Source organism: Cupriavidus sp. 2TAF22, assembly GCF_052115045.1.
In the GTDB taxonomy this organism is placed as follows: domain Bacteria; phylum Pseudomonadota; class Gammaproteobacteria; order Burkholderiales; family Burkholderiaceae; genus Cupriavidus.
In genome coordinates this window covers 85,759-103,063 of the sequence record NZ_JBFRFX010000024.1, presented here as the reverse complement: position 1 = coordinate 103,063, position 17,305 = coordinate 85,759, and the positions used below count along the sequence as shown (strand labels likewise).

General features: G+C 65.9%; 16 protein-coding genes and 1 tRNA gene. 10 read left to right on the top strand and 7 right to left on the bottom strand.

Translation table 11 applies throughout. The annotated features are described in order from the left end of the window. Positions 1–28 precede the first annotated feature (28 nt). Positions 29–2,011 carry an acetate--CoA ligase gene (acs, locus tag AB4Z48_RS26500; protein WP_441619462.1) on the bottom strand — a complete coding sequence of 661 codons (1,983 nt, stop codon included), beginning with the start codon at positions 2,009–2,011 and terminating at the stop codon, positions 29–31. Between the two features lie 305 nt (positions 2,012–2,316). Between acs and AB4Z48_RS26495 the strand changes: the two genes are divergently transcribed. The 4 genes from AB4Z48_RS26495 (at position 2,317) to murI (ending at position 6,598) form a co-directional block, all read left to right on the top strand. After that, on the top strand, positions 2,317–3,273 hold the full coding sequence (locus tag AB4Z48_RS26495) for a DMT family transporter (RefSeq protein ID WP_441619460.1): 957 nt from the start codon (positions 2,317–2,319) through the stop codon (positions 3,271–3,273). 124 nt (positions 3,274–3,397) lie between these two features. Next, the gene (locus AB4Z48_RS26490) at positions 3,398–3,952 is read left to right on the top strand and encodes a TIGR00645 family protein (RefSeq protein ID WP_441619459.1); all 555 of its coding nucleotides are present in this window, start codon (positions 3,398–3,400) and stop codon (positions 3,950–3,952) included. Positions 3,953–4,157: 205 nt separating this feature from the next. Beyond that, entirely contained in the window at positions 4,158–5,681 is a 1,524-nt protein-coding gene (locus tag AB4Z48_RS26485; protein ID WP_441619458.1) for a fumarate hydratase, read from the top strand. Positions 5,682–5,785: 104 nt separating this feature from the next. Continuing rightward, positions 5,786–6,598 carry a glutamate racemase gene (gene murI, locus AB4Z48_RS26480; RefSeq protein ID WP_441619456.1) on the top strand — a complete coding sequence of 271 codons (813 nt, stop codon included), beginning with the start codon at positions 5,786–5,788 and terminating at the stop codon, positions 6,596–6,598. A gap of 29 nt (positions 6,599–6,627) precedes the next feature. Here the strand turns inward: murI and AB4Z48_RS26475 are convergent, their stop codons facing one another. After that, positions 6,628–8,928, bottom strand: coding sequence for an AAA family ATPase (locus AB4Z48_RS26475; protein WP_441619454.1), 2,301 nt, complete (start codon positions 8,926–8,928; stop codon positions 6,628–6,630). Between the two features lie 499 nt (positions 8,929–9,427). On the opposite strand from AB4Z48_RS26475, the gene AB4Z48_RS26470 reads away from it, so the two are divergent. The 4 genes from AB4Z48_RS26470 (at position 9,428) to AB4Z48_RS26455 (ending at position 11,881) form a co-directional block, all read left to right on the top strand. Beyond that, positions 9,428–10,084, top strand: a complete 657-nt coding sequence (locus AB4Z48_RS26470; protein WP_441619453.1) for an energy transducer TonB — start codon at positions 9,428–9,430, stop codon at positions 10,082–10,084. 29 nt (positions 10,085–10,113) lie between these two features. After that, on the top strand, positions 10,114–10,848 hold the full coding sequence (locus AB4Z48_RS26465) for a MotA/TolQ/ExbB proton channel family protein (RefSeq protein WP_441619451.1): 735 nt from the start codon (positions 10,114–10,116) through the stop codon (positions 10,846–10,848). 29 nt (positions 10,849–10,877) lie between these two features. Further along, a complete protein-coding gene (locus AB4Z48_RS26460) occupies positions 10,878–11,291 on the top strand; it encodes an ExbD/TolR family protein (RefSeq protein WP_441619450.1) in 414 nt (137 codons plus the stop codon). A 260-nt stretch (positions 11,292–11,551) separates the two neighbouring features. Beyond that, on the top strand, positions 11,552–11,881 hold the full coding sequence (locus AB4Z48_RS26455) for a hemin uptake protein HemP (protein ID WP_441619448.1): 330 nt from the start codon (positions 11,552–11,554) through the stop codon (positions 11,879–11,881). 223 nt (positions 11,882–12,104) lie between these two features. On the opposite strand, the gene AB4Z48_RS26450 is transcribed toward AB4Z48_RS26455, so the two are convergent. The 3 genes from AB4Z48_RS26450 to AB4Z48_RS26440 form a co-directional block, all read right to left on the bottom strand. Further along, positions 12,105–12,515: a heme-binding protein gene (locus AB4Z48_RS26450; RefSeq protein WP_441619447.1), complete on the bottom strand. Its 411-nt coding sequence runs from the start codon at positions 12,513–12,515 to the stop codon at positions 12,105–12,107. A 183-nt stretch (positions 12,516–12,698) separates the two neighbouring features. Beyond that, entirely contained in the window at positions 12,699–12,962 is a 264-nt protein-coding gene (locus AB4Z48_RS26445; protein WP_441619445.1) for a hypothetical protein, read from the bottom strand. Positions 12,963–13,243: 281 nt separating this feature from the next. Further along, positions 13,244–13,594 (bottom strand): hypothetical protein, encoded by a 351-nt coding sequence (locus AB4Z48_RS26440; RefSeq protein ID WP_441619444.1) that lies wholly within the window; start codon positions 13,592–13,594, stop codon positions 13,244–13,246. A 196-nt stretch (positions 13,595–13,790) separates the two neighbouring features. Between AB4Z48_RS26440 and AB4Z48_RS26435 the strand changes: the two genes are divergently transcribed. Beyond that, a tRNA-Leu gene (locus AB4Z48_RS26435) sits at positions 13,791–13,877 on the top strand. A gap of 16 nt (positions 13,878–13,893) precedes the next feature. Here the strand turns inward: AB4Z48_RS26435 and AB4Z48_RS26430 are convergent. Then, entirely contained in the window at positions 13,894–14,985 is a 1,092-nt protein-coding gene (locus AB4Z48_RS26430; protein WP_441619442.1) for a YeiH family protein, read from the bottom strand. 127 nt (positions 14,986–15,112) lie between these two features. Here AB4Z48_RS26430 and AB4Z48_RS26425 point away from each other — a divergent pair, with 127 nt between their 5' ends. Beyond that, positions 15,113–16,042 (top strand): LysR family transcriptional regulator, encoded by a 930-nt coding sequence (locus AB4Z48_RS26425; RefSeq protein ID WP_441619441.1) that lies wholly within the window; start codon positions 15,113–15,115, stop codon positions 16,040–16,042. A gap of 6 nt (positions 16,043–16,048) precedes the next feature. Here AB4Z48_RS26425 and ybaL read toward each other — a convergent pair whose 3' ends face one another. Continuing rightward, on the bottom strand, positions 16,049–17,284 hold the full coding sequence (gene ybaL / locus AB4Z48_RS26420; RefSeq protein ID WP_441619439.1) for a YbaL family putative K(+) efflux transporter: 1,236 nt from the start codon (positions 17,282–17,284) through the stop codon (positions 16,049–16,051). Positions 17,285–17,305: the final 21 nt, after the last annotated feature.

The following is a 17,305-nucleotide window of genomic DNA, read 5'->3' as shown; positions in this document are numbered from 1 at the left end:
CGTAATTCCGCTATTGCTATTGCTATTGCTACTGGCCCTGCTTGAGCTGGTCCAGGATCGCGGGATTTTCCAGCGTGGAGGTATCCTGCGTGATTTCCTCGTTCTTGGCCAGCGAGCGCAGCAGGCGCCGCATGATCTTGCCGGAGCGGGTCTTGGGCAGGTTGTCGCCGAAGCGGATGTCCTTGGGCTTGGCGATCGGGCCGATTTCCTTGCCCACCCAGTTGCGCAGCTCGGCAGCGATCTGCTTGGCCTCTTCCTCGTTGGGGCGCGAGCGCTTGAGCACCACGAACGCGCAGATGGCCTCGCCGGTCATGTCGTCCGGGCGGCCCACCACGGCGGCTTCGGCCACGATCGGGTTGGCCACCAGCGCCGACTCGATTTCCATGGTGCCCATGCGATGGCCCGAGACGTTGAGCACGTCGTCGATGCGGCCCATGATGGTGAAATAGCCGGTCTCCTTGTCGCGGATCGCGCCGTCGCCGGCCAGGTAGAGCTTGCCGCCGAGTTCTTCGGGGAAGTAGCTTTTCTTGAAGCGTTCCGGATCGCCCCAGATGGTGCGGATCATCGACGGCCACGGGCGCTTGACCACCAGGATGCCGCCGCTGCCGTTGGGCACGTCCTGCCCGGTTTCATCGACGACGGCAGCCATGATGCCCGGCAGCGGCAAGGTGCAGGAACCCGGCACCAGCGGCGTCGCACCCGGCAGCGGCGTGATCATGTGGCCGCCGGTCTCGGTCTGCCAGAAGGTATCCACGACCGGGCAGCGCTCGCCGCCGATATTGCGGTAGTACCACATCCAGGCTTCGGGATTGATGGGCTCGCCCACCGTGCCCAGCAGGCGCAGGCTGGACAGATCGTATTGCTTGGGATGGATCTTCTCGTCGGCGTCGGCGGCCTTGATCAGCGAGCGGATCGCGGTCGGCGCGGTGTAGAAGATGCTGACCTTGTGGCGCGCGATCATGTCCCAGAAGCGGCCGGCGTCGGGATACGTGGGCACGCCTTCGAACACTACCTGGGTAGCGCCGGCGGCCAGCGGGCCATAGGCGATATACGTGTGGCCGGTGACCCAGCCGATGTCGGCGGTGCACCAGAAGAGATCGTCGGGCTTGACGTCGAAGCTCCACTTCATCGTCATCAGCGCCCACAGCAGGTAGCCGCCGGTGCTGTGCTGCACGCCCTTGGGCTTGCCGGTGGAGCCGGAGGTGTAGAGCACGAAGAGCGGGTGCTCGGCGCTGACCGGCTCCGCCTCGCAGGTTTCCGGCTGGCCCTTGGCGACGTCTTCCATCGAGCGGTCGCGGCCTTCGGTCCAGGCGACCTTGCCGCCGGTGCGGCGATACACCACCACGTTCTTCACTGCCTCGCAGCCACCGAGCGCCAGCGCTTCGTCGGCAATGGCCTTGAGCGGCAGCGCCTTGCCGCCGCGCATCTGCTCGTCGGCGGTGATCAGCGCGACCGCGCCCACGTCGACCAGGCGCTCCTGGAGCGACTTGGCGGAAAAGCCGCCGAACACCACCGAGTGCGTAGCGCCGATGCGCGCGCAGGCCTGCATGGCCACCACGCCTTCGACCGACATCGGCATGTAGATGACGACGCGGTCGCCCTTCTTGATGCCGAGCCCCTTGAGGCCGTTGGCGAACTGGCAGACCTTGGCGTGCAGCTGCCGGTAGGTGACCCTGGTGACGCCACCGTCGTCGGCCTCGAAGACGATCGCCACCTTGTCGGCGTTGCCGTTGTCCAGGTTGCGGTCCAGGCAGTTGTAGGAGGCATTGATCTCACCGTCCTCGAACCACTTGTAGAACGGTGCATTGCTTTCGTCGAGCACCTTGGTGAAAGGCTTGCTCCAGTGCAGCTGCTCGCGCGCATGGCGTGCCCAGAAGCCTTCGTAGTCGCGCCCGGCCTCGTCGCATAGTGCCTGGTAGGCCTCCATGCTGGGGATTGCGGCCTGCTTTGCGAATGACTCCGGGGGATTGAAAACGCGATGCTCCTGCATCACCGATTCGATGGCGGACATTTATTTGTCTCCTGATTTGGCGTGGCTGCTTGGCTGCAAACTTACGCCCGACGGCTTACTGAATCCTGACGTGGTGCCTGGCAGCGGCAAACCCGCCCGAAATCGGCCCTGCCCTGCTGCAACGCAGCATGCACACGGGCGCCGCCAGCCAGGCACGCCCTCCACGAAGCCGTCCGCGTGGCGATGTGCAGCCTTCTCCATTAGGCTAGCACAGCTATAATGCCGCGAGCCCTATTCCCAACATGGCGCTGCGGCATTCGCCGGGTTTCCGTGCGCCGCACGCAGCACGCGCACGCCACGCCGCCTTGCCTATCCACTCCCTCCTCCTGATCGCCGCGATGGCCCTCGTCGGCAGCAATGTCGGACTGGGCAAGGCCATCGTGGCCTATGTGCCGATCCTGCTGTTCGCGCTGCTGCGCTTTGCCATCGCCATCGCATGCCTGGCGCCCTGGTACCGGCCCGCGCGCATGCGAGCCGTGTCGCGCGGCGAGTGGACCAACCTGTTCCTGCAGGCGTTCTTCGGCACCTTCCTGTTCACGCTGCTGATGCTGGGCGGCGTGCGCCTGACCAGCGCCATGGCCGCGGGCGTGATCACCAGCACCATCCCGGCCACGGTCGCCCTGTTGTCCTGGCTGATCTTGCGTGAACGCCTGTCGCGCCGCACGGTCTTCTCGGTCTTGCTGGCGGTGGCCGGCATCGTGGTGCTGAACGTGGCGCGCGGACCGGAACATGGCGGTGGCGGCGGCGTGAACAGCGGCGGGCATGCGCTGCTCGGCAACCTGATGATCATGGGCGCGGTGATCTGCGAGTCGATCTACGTGATCCTGTCGCGGCGCCTGGCGCAAACGCTTGCCGCCATCGAGATCTGCGCGTACACGCACCTGATCGGCGGGCTGTTGATGTTGCCGCTGGGCCTCGTGCCGCTGCTGACGTTCGACATGACCTCCGTCCCCGCCGGCATCTGGCTGATGCTGCTGTGGTACGCGCTGTCGGCCAGCATCTTCTCGTTCTGGCTGTGGATGAAGGGCGTGCGCCATGTGCCGGCGCAACTGGCCGGTGTGTTCACCGCAGTGCTGCCGGTTGCGGCGGCCACCTACGGGATCGTCTTCCTGGGCGAGCAGCCGGGCTGGGCGCATGGCGTGGCGCTGGCCTGCGTGCTGGCCGGCATCGCGCTGGCAAGCTGGCCGGGGCCGCTCGCCAGCCGGGCGTGGCGGGACGACAGGAACGCAGCGGGCGGCACTGGCCGGGATCGGGCAGGCTGAGCGGGTCGAAATGCCGGATGTGCTGGATGTACGGGATTTGCGCGATTCGCGGTATTTGCGGGATTTGCGAAATCTGCGCAATGTACAATCGCGGCCTCTCCCTTACGACCAGCTTTCAATACCCATGGCATCGAATCCCATGTCGAACCAGCCCAGGCGGCTCAACCCGCTTGCCAGCCTGATCTTCTCTTCGCGCTGGCTGCAACTGCCGCTCTATCTCGGCCTGATCGTCGCGCAGGCGGTCTACGTCTATCACTTCGGCGTCGAGGTCTGGCACCTGGTGGCGCACGCGACCGAGTATGACGAGACCAAGTTCATGCTGGTCGTGCTGGGCCTGATCGACGTAGTCATGATCTCCAACCTGCTGATCATGGTGATCGTCGGAGGCTACGAGACGTTCGTCTCCCGCCTGGGGCTGGACAACCACCCGGACGAGCCGGAATGGCTCGACCATGTCAACGCCGGCGTGCTCAAGGTCAAGCTGTCGATGGCGCTGATCAGCATCTCCTCGATCCACCTGCTCAAGACCTTCATCGACGCCGACCAGCGTGCCCCGAACACCATCATGTGGCAGGTGATCATCCACCTCTCTTTCCTGCTGTCGGCAGTGGCAATGGCTTTCGTGGACAAGCTGGTGTCGCATGCCCCGCCCGCGGGCGGGCACGAGAAGGCACACTGAGCCTGGCGTGCCGCGCACTGCCGGCCATGAAACCGCAGCCCCGGCTGCGGTTTTTTTTGCCCGCGGCACGGGTGTCGGGTACGCCGCACGCCACGCCCCCCGAGTCACTTTCCGCAATGTCGACACGCGCATGCAGGCCGGCGCCCGCCCCCGCCGCGGTGTATCATCCCGGGTTGAATTTCCCCTCGACTGTCCCCCCATAAAAATGACTGTCATCAAGCAAGAAGACCTCATCCAGAGCGTCGCCGACTCCCTGCAGTACATCAGCTACTACCATCCGATGGACTACATCACCAGCCTGGGCCGAGCCTACGAGCTGGAACAAAGTCCGGCCGCCAAGGATGCGATCGCGCAGATCCTGACCAACAGCCGCATGTGCGCGGAGGGCAAGCGCCCGATCTGCCAGGACACCGGCATCGTCACGATCTTCGTCAAGGTGGGCATGGACGTGCGCTGGGATGGCGCCACCATGGGGCTGTCGGACATGATCAACGAGGGCGTGCGCCGCGGCTACACCCATCCGGACAACGTGCTGCGCGCCTCCATCGTCAGCCCGCCCGAAGGTGGCCGCAAGAACACCAAGGACAACACACCGGCCGTGATCCACTATGAAGTGGTGCCGGGCAACACGGTGGACATCCAGGTCGCGGCCAAGGGCGGCGGCTCGGAGAACAAGTCGAAGTTCGTCATGCTCAACCCGTCCGACTCGATCGTCGACTGGGTGCTCAAGACCGTGCCGACCATGGGCGCCGGCTGGTGCCCGCCCGGCATGCTGGGCATCGGCATCGGCGGCACCGCCGAGAAGGCCATGGTCATGGCCAAGGAATCGCTGATGGATCCGATCGACATCCAGGACATCATCGCCCGCGGCCCGCAGGACTGGATCGAGGAAATGCGCGTCGAACTGTACGAGAAGGTCAACGCGCTGGGCATCGGCGCGCAGGGCCTGGGCGGCCTGGCGACCGTGCTGGACGTCAAGATCATGGGCTACCCGACCCACGCGGCTTCCAAGCCGGTGGCGATGATCCCGAACTGCGCGGCCACCCGCCACGTGCACTTCACGCTGGACGGCAGCGGCCCGGCCAAGCTCGAGGCGCCTGACCTGTCGGCCTGGCCGAAGGTGGAGTGGGCACCGAACACCGAGACCTCCAAGCGCGTCGACCTGAACACTCTCACGCCCGAGGAAGTCGCTTCGTGGAAGCCGGGCCAGACCCTGCTGCTCAACGGCAAGATGCTGACCGGCCGCGACGCCGCGCACAAGCGCATCGCCGACATGCTGGCCAAGGGCGAGAAGCTGCCGGTCGATTTCACCAACCGCGTGATCTACTACGTCGGCCCGGTGGATCCGGTGCGCGATGAAGCCGTGGGGCCGGCCGGCCCGACCACCGCCACGCGCATGGACAAGTTCACCGAGATGATGCTGGCCGAGACCGGCCTGATCTCGATGATCGGCAAGGCCGAGCGCGGCCCGGTGGCGATCGAGGCGATCAAGAAGCACAAGTCGGCCTACCTGATGGCGGTCGGCGGCGCGGCTTACCTGGTGGCCAAGGCAATCCGCCATGCGAAGGTTGTCGGCTTCGAGGACCTCGGCATGGAAGCGATCTACGAGTTCGACGTCAAGGACATGCCCGTGACGGTGGCCGTGGACAGCGAAGGCACCTCGGTGCACAAGACCGGCCCCGCCGAATGGCAGGCCAAGATTGCCAAGATCCCGGTCGCCGCGCTGTAAGTCGGCTGCTCGATGACAGCCTCGCTGTCGACGCAAAGCCGGGTCGCTCGACCCGGCTTTTTGCTTGCCGGCCTCCCCTGTTTTCCACTATGCCCCACGCACTCGTGAACAACGCACCCATCGGCATCTTCGATTCCGGGCTTGGCGGCCTGTCGGTCTTGCGCGAGGTCCGCGCCCTGCTGCCGCACGAGTCGCTGCTATACCTGGCCGACTCAAGGTACAACCCCTATGGCGAGAAGCCCGAGCGCTTTGTCGAGGAGCGCACGCTGCAGGCCTGCGAGTGGCTGGTGGCGCAGGGCTGCAAGGCGCTCGTGATCGCCTGCAACACAGCGACCATGCATGCGGTGCACACGCTGCGCGAACGGCTGGCGCTGCCCATCATCGGCGTCGAGCCCGGCCTCAAGCCGGCAGCCGCCGCGAGCCGCAGCAAGGTGGTTGGCGTGCTGGCCACCGGCAACACCCTGAAGAGCGCGAAGTTCGCGCGGCTGCTGGCCTCGCTCGAAGGCGAGAGCCGCTTCGTCTGCCAGGCCGGTGCCGGACTGGTGTCGTTGATCGAGCAAGGCGATATCTCCGGACCGGCCGTGCGCGAAAAGCTCGACGCGTATCTGGCGCCGATGCTGGACGCCGGCGCCGACACGCTGGTGCTCGGCTGCACGCACTACCCCTTCCTTTCCGACACCGTGCGCGGCATGGTCGGCGAACGGCTGGCGCTGGTCGATACCGGCAGCGCCATTGCGCGGCAGCTGCAGCGCAAGCTGGCCGAGCACGGCCTGGCCGCCGGGCCCGGGGCGGCGCCCCGCGACCGTTACGTCACGACCAGGGACGCGGCGCATCTGCGCGACATGGCCGCCGCGCTGCTGCATGTGGAGGCACGCACCGAGATGGTGGCGATCGAGCCCGCGCCCGCGCTCGGCTGAGCCGACTCGCCGTCCTCCTGCCCGCCCCGCTACTGGAGAAAGCCCAGCGGCCGCCGCTGCCGCACGTCGGGCTTGACCGCATGTTCCTGGCGCAGTTGCGCCAGGAATTCGTCTGGCGTCAGCGACTCGCCCAGCAAGCCGCATTGCCGCTTGACGGTGGCGAAGTCGCCCGGCGTCAGGCAATCCATGCGGGCCAGTTCCTCGCGCATGGTGCTGTCAAGCCGTTCGGCATCGCCGTCCAGCGCTTCCTCCACGAACATCGCCGCGCGCTGATCCGGCTTGAGTGGCAGGAAGCGGATCTTGAACGAGAAACGCCGCAGCGCGGCTTCGTCGATGCGCTCGAACAGGTTGGTGGTGCAGACGAAGATGCCGTTGAAGCGCTCCATGCCCTGCAGCATCTCATTGACTTCGGAGACCTCGTAGTTGCGCACGGCGTTCTGGCGGCTCTGCATGAAGCTGTCGGCTTCGTCGAGCAGCAGCACCGCGCCGTCTTCCTCGGCACGCGCGAACATGGCGGCGATCTGCTGCTCGGTCTCGCCCACGTATTTGCTCATCAGGTCAGAGGCGCGGCGGATCATCAGCGGCTGCTCCAGCGCCGTAGCGATATGCTCCGCCAGCGCCGTCTTGCCGGTGCCGGGCGGCCCGTAGAAGCACAACGTGCCGCGCTGGCGCGCCTTGAGCGCCTGCACGATCTTCCCCACCTCGTAGCGCGTCTCGAGGTTGAGATAGTCGAGGCGATAGTGCGTGACCACCGGACGCACCTCCGCCTCCGGGCGCAGGCCCATGGCACGGTCGGCATGGTCGAGCTGGCGCAGGATGAGCGCCTCCACCGGCTCGGCCACGCCCGGCCGGGCAAGCTGCACGAAGCGCGCAGCCGATTGCACCTGTGCCGGGGTCAGCGTCTTGCGCGCGGCCAGAGAGGCGATAAAGGCATCGCTCACGTCGAGCGCGCCGAGGTGCTTGCGGATGATGTTCTCGCGCACCAGTGGCGGCGGGATCTTCAGCTCCAGGTGGAACTGGAAGCGGCGCAGGTAGGCCGGGTCGATCTGCCGTATCGAGTTGGATATCCAGATCACCGGCACCGGATTCTGCTCCAGCGTCTGGTTGACCCACGCCTTGCCGTTCACCGAGCCGCGTGGATCTTCCTGCCCGAACAGGCTGGTCAGCTCGCGCGCGCTGCCGGGAAACACGTCCTCCACCTCGTCGAACAGCAGCGCCGTGCGCGGGCGGCCGCGCAGGAAGGCCTGCGACACCTGCAGCGAGCGATAGCGGTCCTTGCCCGAGAGGCTGTTGCCGTCGCGGTCGAGGCAATCCACTTCGTACAGCTCGCAGCCTGCTTCGCGCGCCAATAGCCTGGCGAACTCGGTCTTGCCGGTGCCGGGCGGGCCGTAGATCAGCACGTTGACCCCGCAGGCGTGCTGGCTGGTGGCGTTGGACAGCAGCGCCGAGAGATAGCGCGCATCGGTCTCGACGTGCGGATAGTCGCCGGTGCCCAGCGTGGGCGCCGCGGCAGGCCGCGTGAACACAGCCATCATCTCCGCCTCGTTGGCGTAGTTGCCCAGCAGCACGTGCAGCAGGCGGTCGGACAGGCGCATCAGGTCGCCGAGGTCGGTCACGCTGTTCTCGGGCAGCGGCTGCTCGATCAGGTTGAGCGTCTCCAGGCGCGAGCCGGGCCGCAGCGAGGCGGCCACCGCTGCCGGGCTGGCGCCGGTCAGCCCGGCCAGGATCTGGAAGGCCTCCTGGCTATGCGCCACCTTGCAGTCCACCATCACGGCGCGCAGGTCGCGCTTGTACTTGGCCAGCGCGGCGTACAAGAGCAGCTTGCGCTCATGCTCCGGCAAGTCCAGCACGTGGCTGAGCATGTCGATATTGCGCACCAGCAGCACACGCTCGCCGTCCAGGCGCGTAGCCAGCGCGGCCGCGGAGACGTCGAACACGGCGAACATGTCCTTGGCGTGGTGCTTGACGTATTCGTCGAGGTAGTAGAACAGCGCGCTCTCGTCGAAGGCGCTGTTCCATTGGCCGTGCCGCTCCAGGAATTCCTCCGGCGTCAGGCGCGCGGCGCCCTTCCAGGCGGGCATGTCGGCGCAGCGCGCGGCCAGGAAGCGCTGCACGCGCAACACCACGCCGTAGGGCCACACCATGTCCTGTGCGCTGACGGTCAGGATGTCGTTGATATTGCTGCGCAGGTTGAAACGCGGCCCCAGCGCGCACACCACGCGCAGGGCGAACTGGGCGCACATCCAGTCGAGCGCGGAAGTGCACGGCGAGCCGGCAGCGGCACGCAGGAGCGTCGAGCGGTCATCATCGGCGAAACGGGTGAAGTCCATGGCCTGATCCTCTCGCACGGGGAGCGCCGTCGGGGCGCGACGAATTGCTCTTCTTTTTTCCTATGCTAGCGCGCTTTGTGGCAGATCGGGCATTGCCGGCAACCCTGTGCCGTAAGGGCCGCGAATTTTGCCTGGCCATCGGTTGCGGGAGTGGAAAGCAAAAGCAAAATCGGCGTATAAAGACGGCTGCGCGAACGAAAGAAGCCGGCCGCCGCAAGACCGCGGAGGGCGAGCACGAAATGATCTCGCCTCCACGAAAGGCCGCATTGCGCAGAATGCCAACAAATAAGAATCATTATCGTTTATACTGATGGCCTGACACGCTGCCCCTAGAGCGGCGCTCCCACCGGCATACCCTGTTGAAGGAGCGTTTATCATGGAATTGCTGCTTAGCTTGCTGGTCGGTTGTGGCATCTCGCTGATCCTGTTCTATCGCAAATAGGCCCTATCGCTAATAAAGCCGGCGCCGCGCCAGACCGCCGACATCTGCTGTTTTCACATGTTCGATCAACGTTTTCTCAAGATCACGCTAGCCGTCCTGTTGTTCCACGTCGGCCTGCTTTACCTGATCCAGAGCGGGCTGGGGCGCAAGATCACGGAAGCCGTGATCTCCCCCGAAATCGTCGCCCGCATCATCCCGCTCGAACCACCGCAGAAGCCTGCGGTCGAGACGCCCAAGCCAAAGCCGGAAACCCCGCCCAAGCAGGTCAAGGTCACTACGCCCAAGCCCACGCCGCCGCAGCCCAGGCCCACGCCGCTGCCGGTACCGTCGCTGCCGCCCACGCCAAACGCCGTGGAAGCGCCGCCGGCACCGCCCGCGCCGCCTGCGCCGCCGGCACCTGCGCCTGAGCCGGCCGCTCCCGTGTCGTCCGCGCCGCGCGCCGTCGGCATCGGTGAAATCCAGTGCACGCCGCCGCAACCGGCTTATCCGTCGCAATCGCGTCGCATGGGCGAAACCGGCAAGGCCGTTGTCCGCCTGACCACGGATGAGAGCGGCAAGGTGGTAAAGACCGCGATCGTCAGCTCGAGCGGGTCCTCACGCCTGGACCAGGCCGCCGTGGATGCGGTCCAGCGCATGCGCTGCAAGCCATACATGGATAACGGTCGCGCCGTGGCGGTCACCGCCCAGCAGCCGATCGGCTTCGAACTCAACTGATTTCAATACCGACCTCACCAGGAACCATCATGCAGGACCTAGGACTTTCGCATCTCTGGACGCAAGGCGATTTCGTCATGCGCGCCACCGCCATCATTCTGCTCATCATGTCGCTGGCTTCGTGGATCGTCATCCTCACCAAGGCATGGGATCTTGTCCGCCTGAAGAAGATGGCCCACGGCGCGGAGAAGCGCTTCTGGCATTCCGACGATTTCGACCATGCCCTCGAGACGCTCGGCGGCAACGATGCCAACCCGTTCCGCACGCTCGCCGTGACCGGCAAGGAAGCCACCCAGCACCACCGCGCCAGCCAGCCCCAGCTGCATGACGTGATGGACATTTCCGACTGGCTGACCCGCTCGCTCAAGAGCGCCATCGACGACGCCGTCGCGCGCATGCAGTCCGGCCTGGCAGTGCTGGCATCGGTCGGCTCGACCGCGCCGTTCGTCGGCCTGTTCGGCACCGTCTGGGGCATCTACCATGCACTGATCAATATCGGCGCCTCCGGCGTGCCGACCATCGACAAGGTGGCCGGCCCGGTGGGCGAATCGCTGATCATGACCGCGTTCGGCCTGGCCGTGGCGATCCCGGCAGTGCTGGGCTATAACGCGCTGAGCCGCGGCAACAAGGGCGTGATCTCCAAGCTGAATCGCTTTGCCCACGACCTGCACGCATACTTCGTGACCGGCGCCCGCGTGCGCCCGAGCAATTCCCGTGGCGCCACCGACGATGCCGGCATGCGCCTCGCCGTCAAGAACCAGTAAGGCCGCAGCAAGGCAAGAAGGAAGTCATCATGGCATTCGGTACCCTCGACGGAGACGATGACGAGGTGATGAGCGAGATCAACATGACGCCGCTGGTCGACGTCATGCTGGTGTTGCTGATCATCTTCATCATCACCATTCCCGTGATCAACCACGCGGTCAAGATCGACCTGCCGCGCGCAACCAACACGCCCAACGATCCCAAGCCGCAGAGCATCAACCTGTCGATCGATGCGGCCGGCAAGGTGTTCTGGAACCAGGTCGAGGTGGACGAGGCAGCGCTCGACGCCAACATCTCGGAGGCGGCCCAGCAGCAGCCGCAGCCTGAACTGCACCTGCGCGCCGACCGCGACGTCCGCTACGAACGCGTGGCCGAAGTCATGGCTGCCGCGCAGCACGGCGGGCTGGGCAAGATTGGCTTCATCACCGAGCCCAAGCACTGAGCCGGTTGAAGCAAGCAGCGAAAAGGGCACTCCACGGAGTGCCCTTTTTTATTTGGCGTGATGCCTTTCGTCGCCCTCTCCCCTGCTCTCTTGCAGGGCCTTGTCGCACGCCGCAGACAGCGCCAGGTTTTTGCATCGGGCCATTGAAAAACGCTATTGTAATGATAACGGTTCTCATTTAAGATTAGACCAACTTGAACCCGGTCGTGATGGCGCGCAGCCCGCTTCGCCACCACAGACCACCGGACCGGAGCCTACCGATGAGCACTCTGACCCTGCCGCTGTCGCAACCCGCAGTCACCCGTCGCCGCCTGTCCCTGCGCCGGATCGAGGTCGCCCCTGGCAAGCCCGCGCAAGCGCGGCGCGAGACCACGGCCAGCGCGGCAATCGAATCGATGAAGTCCGCCGTGGCCGCCCTGCCCGCGCGCCTCGAAGCCCTTGTGCGCGACAGCCTGCCCGCCGCGCCGGCGAGCGATGCGGTGCCGCTGGAAACGCTGATGCGCGGCAATAACCTGCTGCCGATCCTGCACAACGGCGAGGTCTACACGCTGCGCATCACGCGCTACGGCAAGCTGATCCTGACGAAGTAAGTCCCCCTGCCGCGCGGTCGCCGCGGCAGCGCATGCCACAAGGAAGGGAAGGAAGGGACTGCGTCGGGAGAAACGCCCGCGGGAACCCGCAGGCAGTGCGCACGGCCGGCAACGGCCGCGGCACGGCAGGCAAGACAGCGATCCGGCGCGGTTGGCGCCAGTGCCGCCGGCAGTGAGCGGGGCTCCCCGCCGGCAGGTGCTTCTACAGCCTTGGGGGCAAGCCTCAGACGCCCACCAGGGCGGCGATGCCGGTGCGCGCGATCTGCGCGTCTTCGGTCGACTTCACGCCCGACACGCCGACGGCGCCCACCACCTGCTCATTGACGATGATGGGCACGCCACCTTCGAGCATGCCTTGCAGCATCGGCGCGGTCATGAACGAGTGACGGCCGTTGTTGATCATGTCTTCGTAGACCTTCGACTCGCGGCGGCCCAGCGACGCCGTGCGCGCCTTCTCGGTGGCGAGGTAGCTCGAGATCGGCGCGGCGCCGTCCAGGCGCAGCAGGGCCAGCAGGTGGCCACCATCATCCACGATGGCGATCGACACCGCCCAGTGGTGATTCTTGGCCTCGACCTCTGCTGCGGCCAGCACCTTTTTCACATCGTCTGCCGTCAGCACGGTTTTTTGCTGCATACCACTCTCCTCGAAATCGGTTCGGTAATTCAGTTCAATGAGCCGGAAGTATAGCGCCCCGGACATTGGCATGACCACGGCACACTGCCTGTGGCCGCCATGAACCCAGGAAAGCAAAAAGCCCGCGCGAGGCGGGCCTTTTGCTGACTGCAGCGCTGCCGTGCGCAACGCTGCCAGAGCTTGTCAGGCTCCGTCGGTGAACTGGTCGCGGCGATCGCCAACCTTGGCGCCGTCGGTGTACGGGTCAACCTTGCCCATCTTGGCGCCATCGGTGAACGGGTCAACCTTGCCCATCTTGGCGCCATCGGTGAACGGGTCAACCTTGCCCATCTTGGCGCCGTCGGTGTAGGGGTCGGCCTTGGCGATGCCAGCGGCGAATGCGGAAGCGGAGAGTGCGGAAAGCGCGGTCAGTGCTACGATCGCCACCAGGCTGTTCTTGATCTTCATGGTCGGATCCTTTTGGGTAGTAGTGTGCTGGAGCGGCACTGGACGAGAACAACTTTGCGGAATCATTTCATCGCAGTGCAACACAGGCAGTGTAGGTGAAAACCCTAATAAAGATCCAGCCAACCGTTTGATGAAACTATTCAAATAATTTGACCCCACTACCAGCGCGGGAACCACCAGCGTTTTGCCGCGTCGGCAGTGCTTTTCCGGGATGCGCCGGAAAAATCAAAGGGCCCCGCGGGGCCCTTTTTTACGATCCGCGCAAGACAGATCGTTCATGCTTATCGCCAGTGGCGATGCTCGTGGCGCCAGTGTCCCGGCGGGCCATAGTCGCCGCGACCGTAGTAGCCGCGACCGTAATAGCCGCGACCATAGTAGCGCGGGCCGTAATAGCCGGGGCCGTAGTAGACCGGGGCCGGACGCACCACGACCGGCGGCGGACCATAGTAGACCGGCGCGGGAGCTACCATCACCGGAGGTGCTGCAATGTACGCGGGCGGCGGATAGTACGCCGGGCCGCCAACCACCACGCCGGGAACACCGACCGCCACGCCGACGCTGACATGCGCCATTGCCGCACCCGATGCCATCACCCCCAGCAATGCAAGTCCTGCGAGCAGCCAACGTTTCATGATCCTTGCCTCTTGCAAGTCGTTATTCGATAAGCCGTATTGTAGGGGCTACCCGAATTCCAGGTGAAACCGGGGGTTCTACATTGTTACGAGGCGTAACAAGCGCCACATATACACATGGCCGCCCCGGCTTGCGGTTGCGTAGCGCGGAGCTTGCATCACCGCGCCCAACCGAACACAATACCGGGCTTGCCGTGCGGCCGTGGAGAAATTGGTAGACTCAGCAGACTTAAAATCTGCCGCCCTTCCGGGCTTACGGGTTCGACCCCCGTCGGCCGCACCAGCAGCATTCCATCCGCTCAGGCCACCGCGCCGCAAAGTAGCGCACCGCCCAACACCAGGAACACGAACAGTGCGCCAGCCAGCGCCAGCGGCTTGCGTCCTGCGCGCAGCAAGGTTCCGATGCGCGTGTGCAGTCCGATCGCCAGCATCGCGCAGGCAAGCAGCCAGTTGTCGAAGGCCAGCAGCGCGGGCTTCCAGTCCTGCGGCACCATGCCGGCGGAATGCACGGCCATGACCGCCACAAACCCGACTGCGAACCACGGCACGGCCTTCAGGATCGCGCGCCAGGGGCGTGCACCGTGCGCGGCCTCGTCTGCGCCTTCGGCATGCGCCTTCGGCCACAATGCCAGCACCAGCAGCAACGGCCCGAGCGCCAGCACCCGCACCATCTTCGCCACCACCGCGGCGTCCGCGGTGGCGTCGCTGACCATCTTGCCCGATGCGATGACCTGCGCCACCTCGTGCAGCGTTGCCCCCGTGTAGATGCCGAACGTGCGCTCGCTGATGGCCCAGTGCCAGTGCTGCGTGGCCAGTTCGAACAGATAGGGATAGAGCAGCATGCCGGCCGTGCCGAACAGTACGACGGTGGCGACTGCCACCGCGGTCTGCCGGTCATCGGTGCGCACCACGGAAGCCACCGCGATGGCCGCGGCAGCGCCGCATACCGCACTGCCCGCGCTCACCAGGATCGCCTCGCGCCGGCTCAGGCCCAGCAGGGAAGTGCCGATCCAGACGCCGACCAGCAGCGTCGCCACGAGCATGGCCAGCGGCACCAGCACGCCGGCCGCGCCCAGATCGACGATGGCGCCGAAAGTCAGCCGCAGCCCGTACAGCGCCACGCCGAGGCGCAGCAACTGCTGGCGGGCCAGCTGCATGCCGGGCGCCAGCGGCGTCAGCCAGCGCTGCGGCAAGGTATTGCCCGCGATCATGCCGGCAAACATCGCCAGCGTCAGCGCGCTCATGCCCAGGTGCGAGACCGCGGGATGCGCCGAGAAGACCATCGCCAGCCAGGCAATGAAGCCTAGCGGGAGCAGTGTCAGTAACCTGGCAGCCCATGAAGGCGGCTCGGCGCCGAGATTGGCAGCTACGGTCGAGGGTGCGGAAGACATGGCAGGCTCGCTATTTATCCCTGCAGCAAGGCGGCTTCGGGACGTATTGGAAGATGACCTCAGAGTACTGAGCCGCCCTAAACCTGTAAAACAGGTAATATCGTTTTACCTTACCTGAATTTCAGATATGAACCAGCGCCCGCTCCGCCTCACCCTGCGCCAGCTTTCCGTCTTTGTCGCCGTAGCGCAGCACGGCAGCACGGTGGCGGCGGCGGAAGCACTGGCCATGTCCCAGTCGGCCGTGAGCGCCGCGCTGGCGGACCTGGAAACCGCGCTGGGCGGCGCGCTCTTCGATCGCGTCGCGCGCCGGCTCAGCATCAATGAAACCGGCCGGATGTTCTTCCCGCGCGCACTGTCGTTGCTCGACCAGGCGCATGAGCTGGAGCGCTTCACCGTCCAGCCCGGCGTGCAGCTGCGCATCGCCGCCAGCAACACCATCGGCAGCTATATCCTGCCCGCCCTGCTGGCTGGCTTTCGCCACGCGCAGAGCGGCCCGTGCACGCTGGACATGCGCATCGGCAATACGCGCGACGTGCTGCAAGCGCTACTGCACTTCGAAGCGGATATCGGCCTGATCGAAGGCACCTGCCACGAACGCGACCTGCGCAGCGCGCACTGGCGCGACGATGTCATGGTGGTGGTGGTAGGCCCTGCGCATCCGCTGGCCGGCAGGCCCGGCGACCTGGCCGCCTTGCGCGACGCCGACTGGGTAGTCCGCGAACCCGGCTCGGGCACGCGCGAGGTCATCGAGCAGCGGCTGGCGCCACTGCTTGGCGAATTGCGCTTTGCGCTGGAACTCGGCAATACCGAAGCCATCAAGCGCGCCGTGATGAGCGGCTACGGCGTGAGCTGCCTGTCGCTGCAGGTGGTGGAAGACGAACTGCGGCGCGGCACGCTGGTAGCGCTGCGCGAAGGCCTGCCCGATGTGGTGAGGCCGCTGCAGCTCGTGGTCCACCAGGACAAGTACCCTACGCAGGGCCTGCTTGCCTTCACCGAGTATCTGCGCCGCGACGCGGCCGCGGAACAGGCCCGCGCGGAACAGGACGGCGCAGCATAGACGTGCTCAGGCCGGCTGCGGATCGGCTTCGCTCTGCTGTTTCGCGTTGTAGCGGTCGAGCAGGTGGAACAGCAGCGGATTGAGCACGATGGACAGCAGCGCGCCGGCCAGGATCAGCGCCTGGCCGCGCTCCGGCAAGATCTTCAGGTAGACGCCGAGGCCGGCGAGAATGAAGGAGAACTCGCCGATCTGGGCCAGGCTGACCGCAATGGTCATGCCGGTGCGCGTGGAATGCCCGAACACGCGCACGATGCACAGCGCTGCCACCGACTTGCCCACCACGATGATAAACAGCGTGGCCAGCACGCCCCACGGATCCGTGATCAGTACCATGGGATTGAACAGCATGCCCACCGACACGAAGAACAGTACCGCGAATGCATCGCGCAGCGGCAGGGACTCCTCCGCCGCGCGATGGCTGAACTCCGATTCGGCCAGCACCATGCCGGCAAAGAACGCGCCCAGCGCGAACGACACGCCGAACAGTGAGTAGGCGCCGAACGCCACGCCCAGCGCCGTGGCCAGCACCGCGAGCCGGAACAATTCGCGGCTGCCGGTCCAGACGATGCGCTCCAGCATCCACGGAATAAAGCGGCGGCCGACCACCAGCATCACCGCGACGAAGGCCGCGACCTTGCCCAGCGTGGAGAACACCGTGAACAGGATCTCGCCGGATCCCGGCGCGGCCGCCGCATCCGCGCCCTCCCCCGCCGGCGCGAGCAAGCCGGCGACCGCCGGCAGCAGCACCAGCGTCAGCACCATCGCGAGGTCTTCCACGATCAGCCAGCCAACGGCGATGCGCCCCTGCGGCGACTCGACCAGGTCGCGCTCCTGCAAGGCCTTGAGCAGCACCACCGTGCTGGCCACCGACAGCGCGAGGCCGAACACCAGGCCCGGCCCCCACTCCCAGCCGAAGCCCCACGCCACGCACATGCCGAGCACCGTGGCAATGGCGATCTGCACCACCGCGCCCGGGATGGCGATCTTCTTCACCGCCATCAGGTCCTTGAGCGAGAAATGCAGGCCAACGCCGAACATCAGCAGGATCACGCCCAGTTCCGCCAACTCCGGCGCCAGCGCCTGGTCCGCGGTGTAGCCCGGCGTATGCGGCCCTACCACGATGCCCGCGCACAGGTAGCCGATCAGCGGGGGCAGCCTGAGCCGGTTGGCCAGCGCACCCAGGATGAATGCCAGGACAAGGCCGCCGACGATCGTGCTGATAAGCGGGGTAGCGTGATGCATGCGTTGTGGATTCCTCGTGGG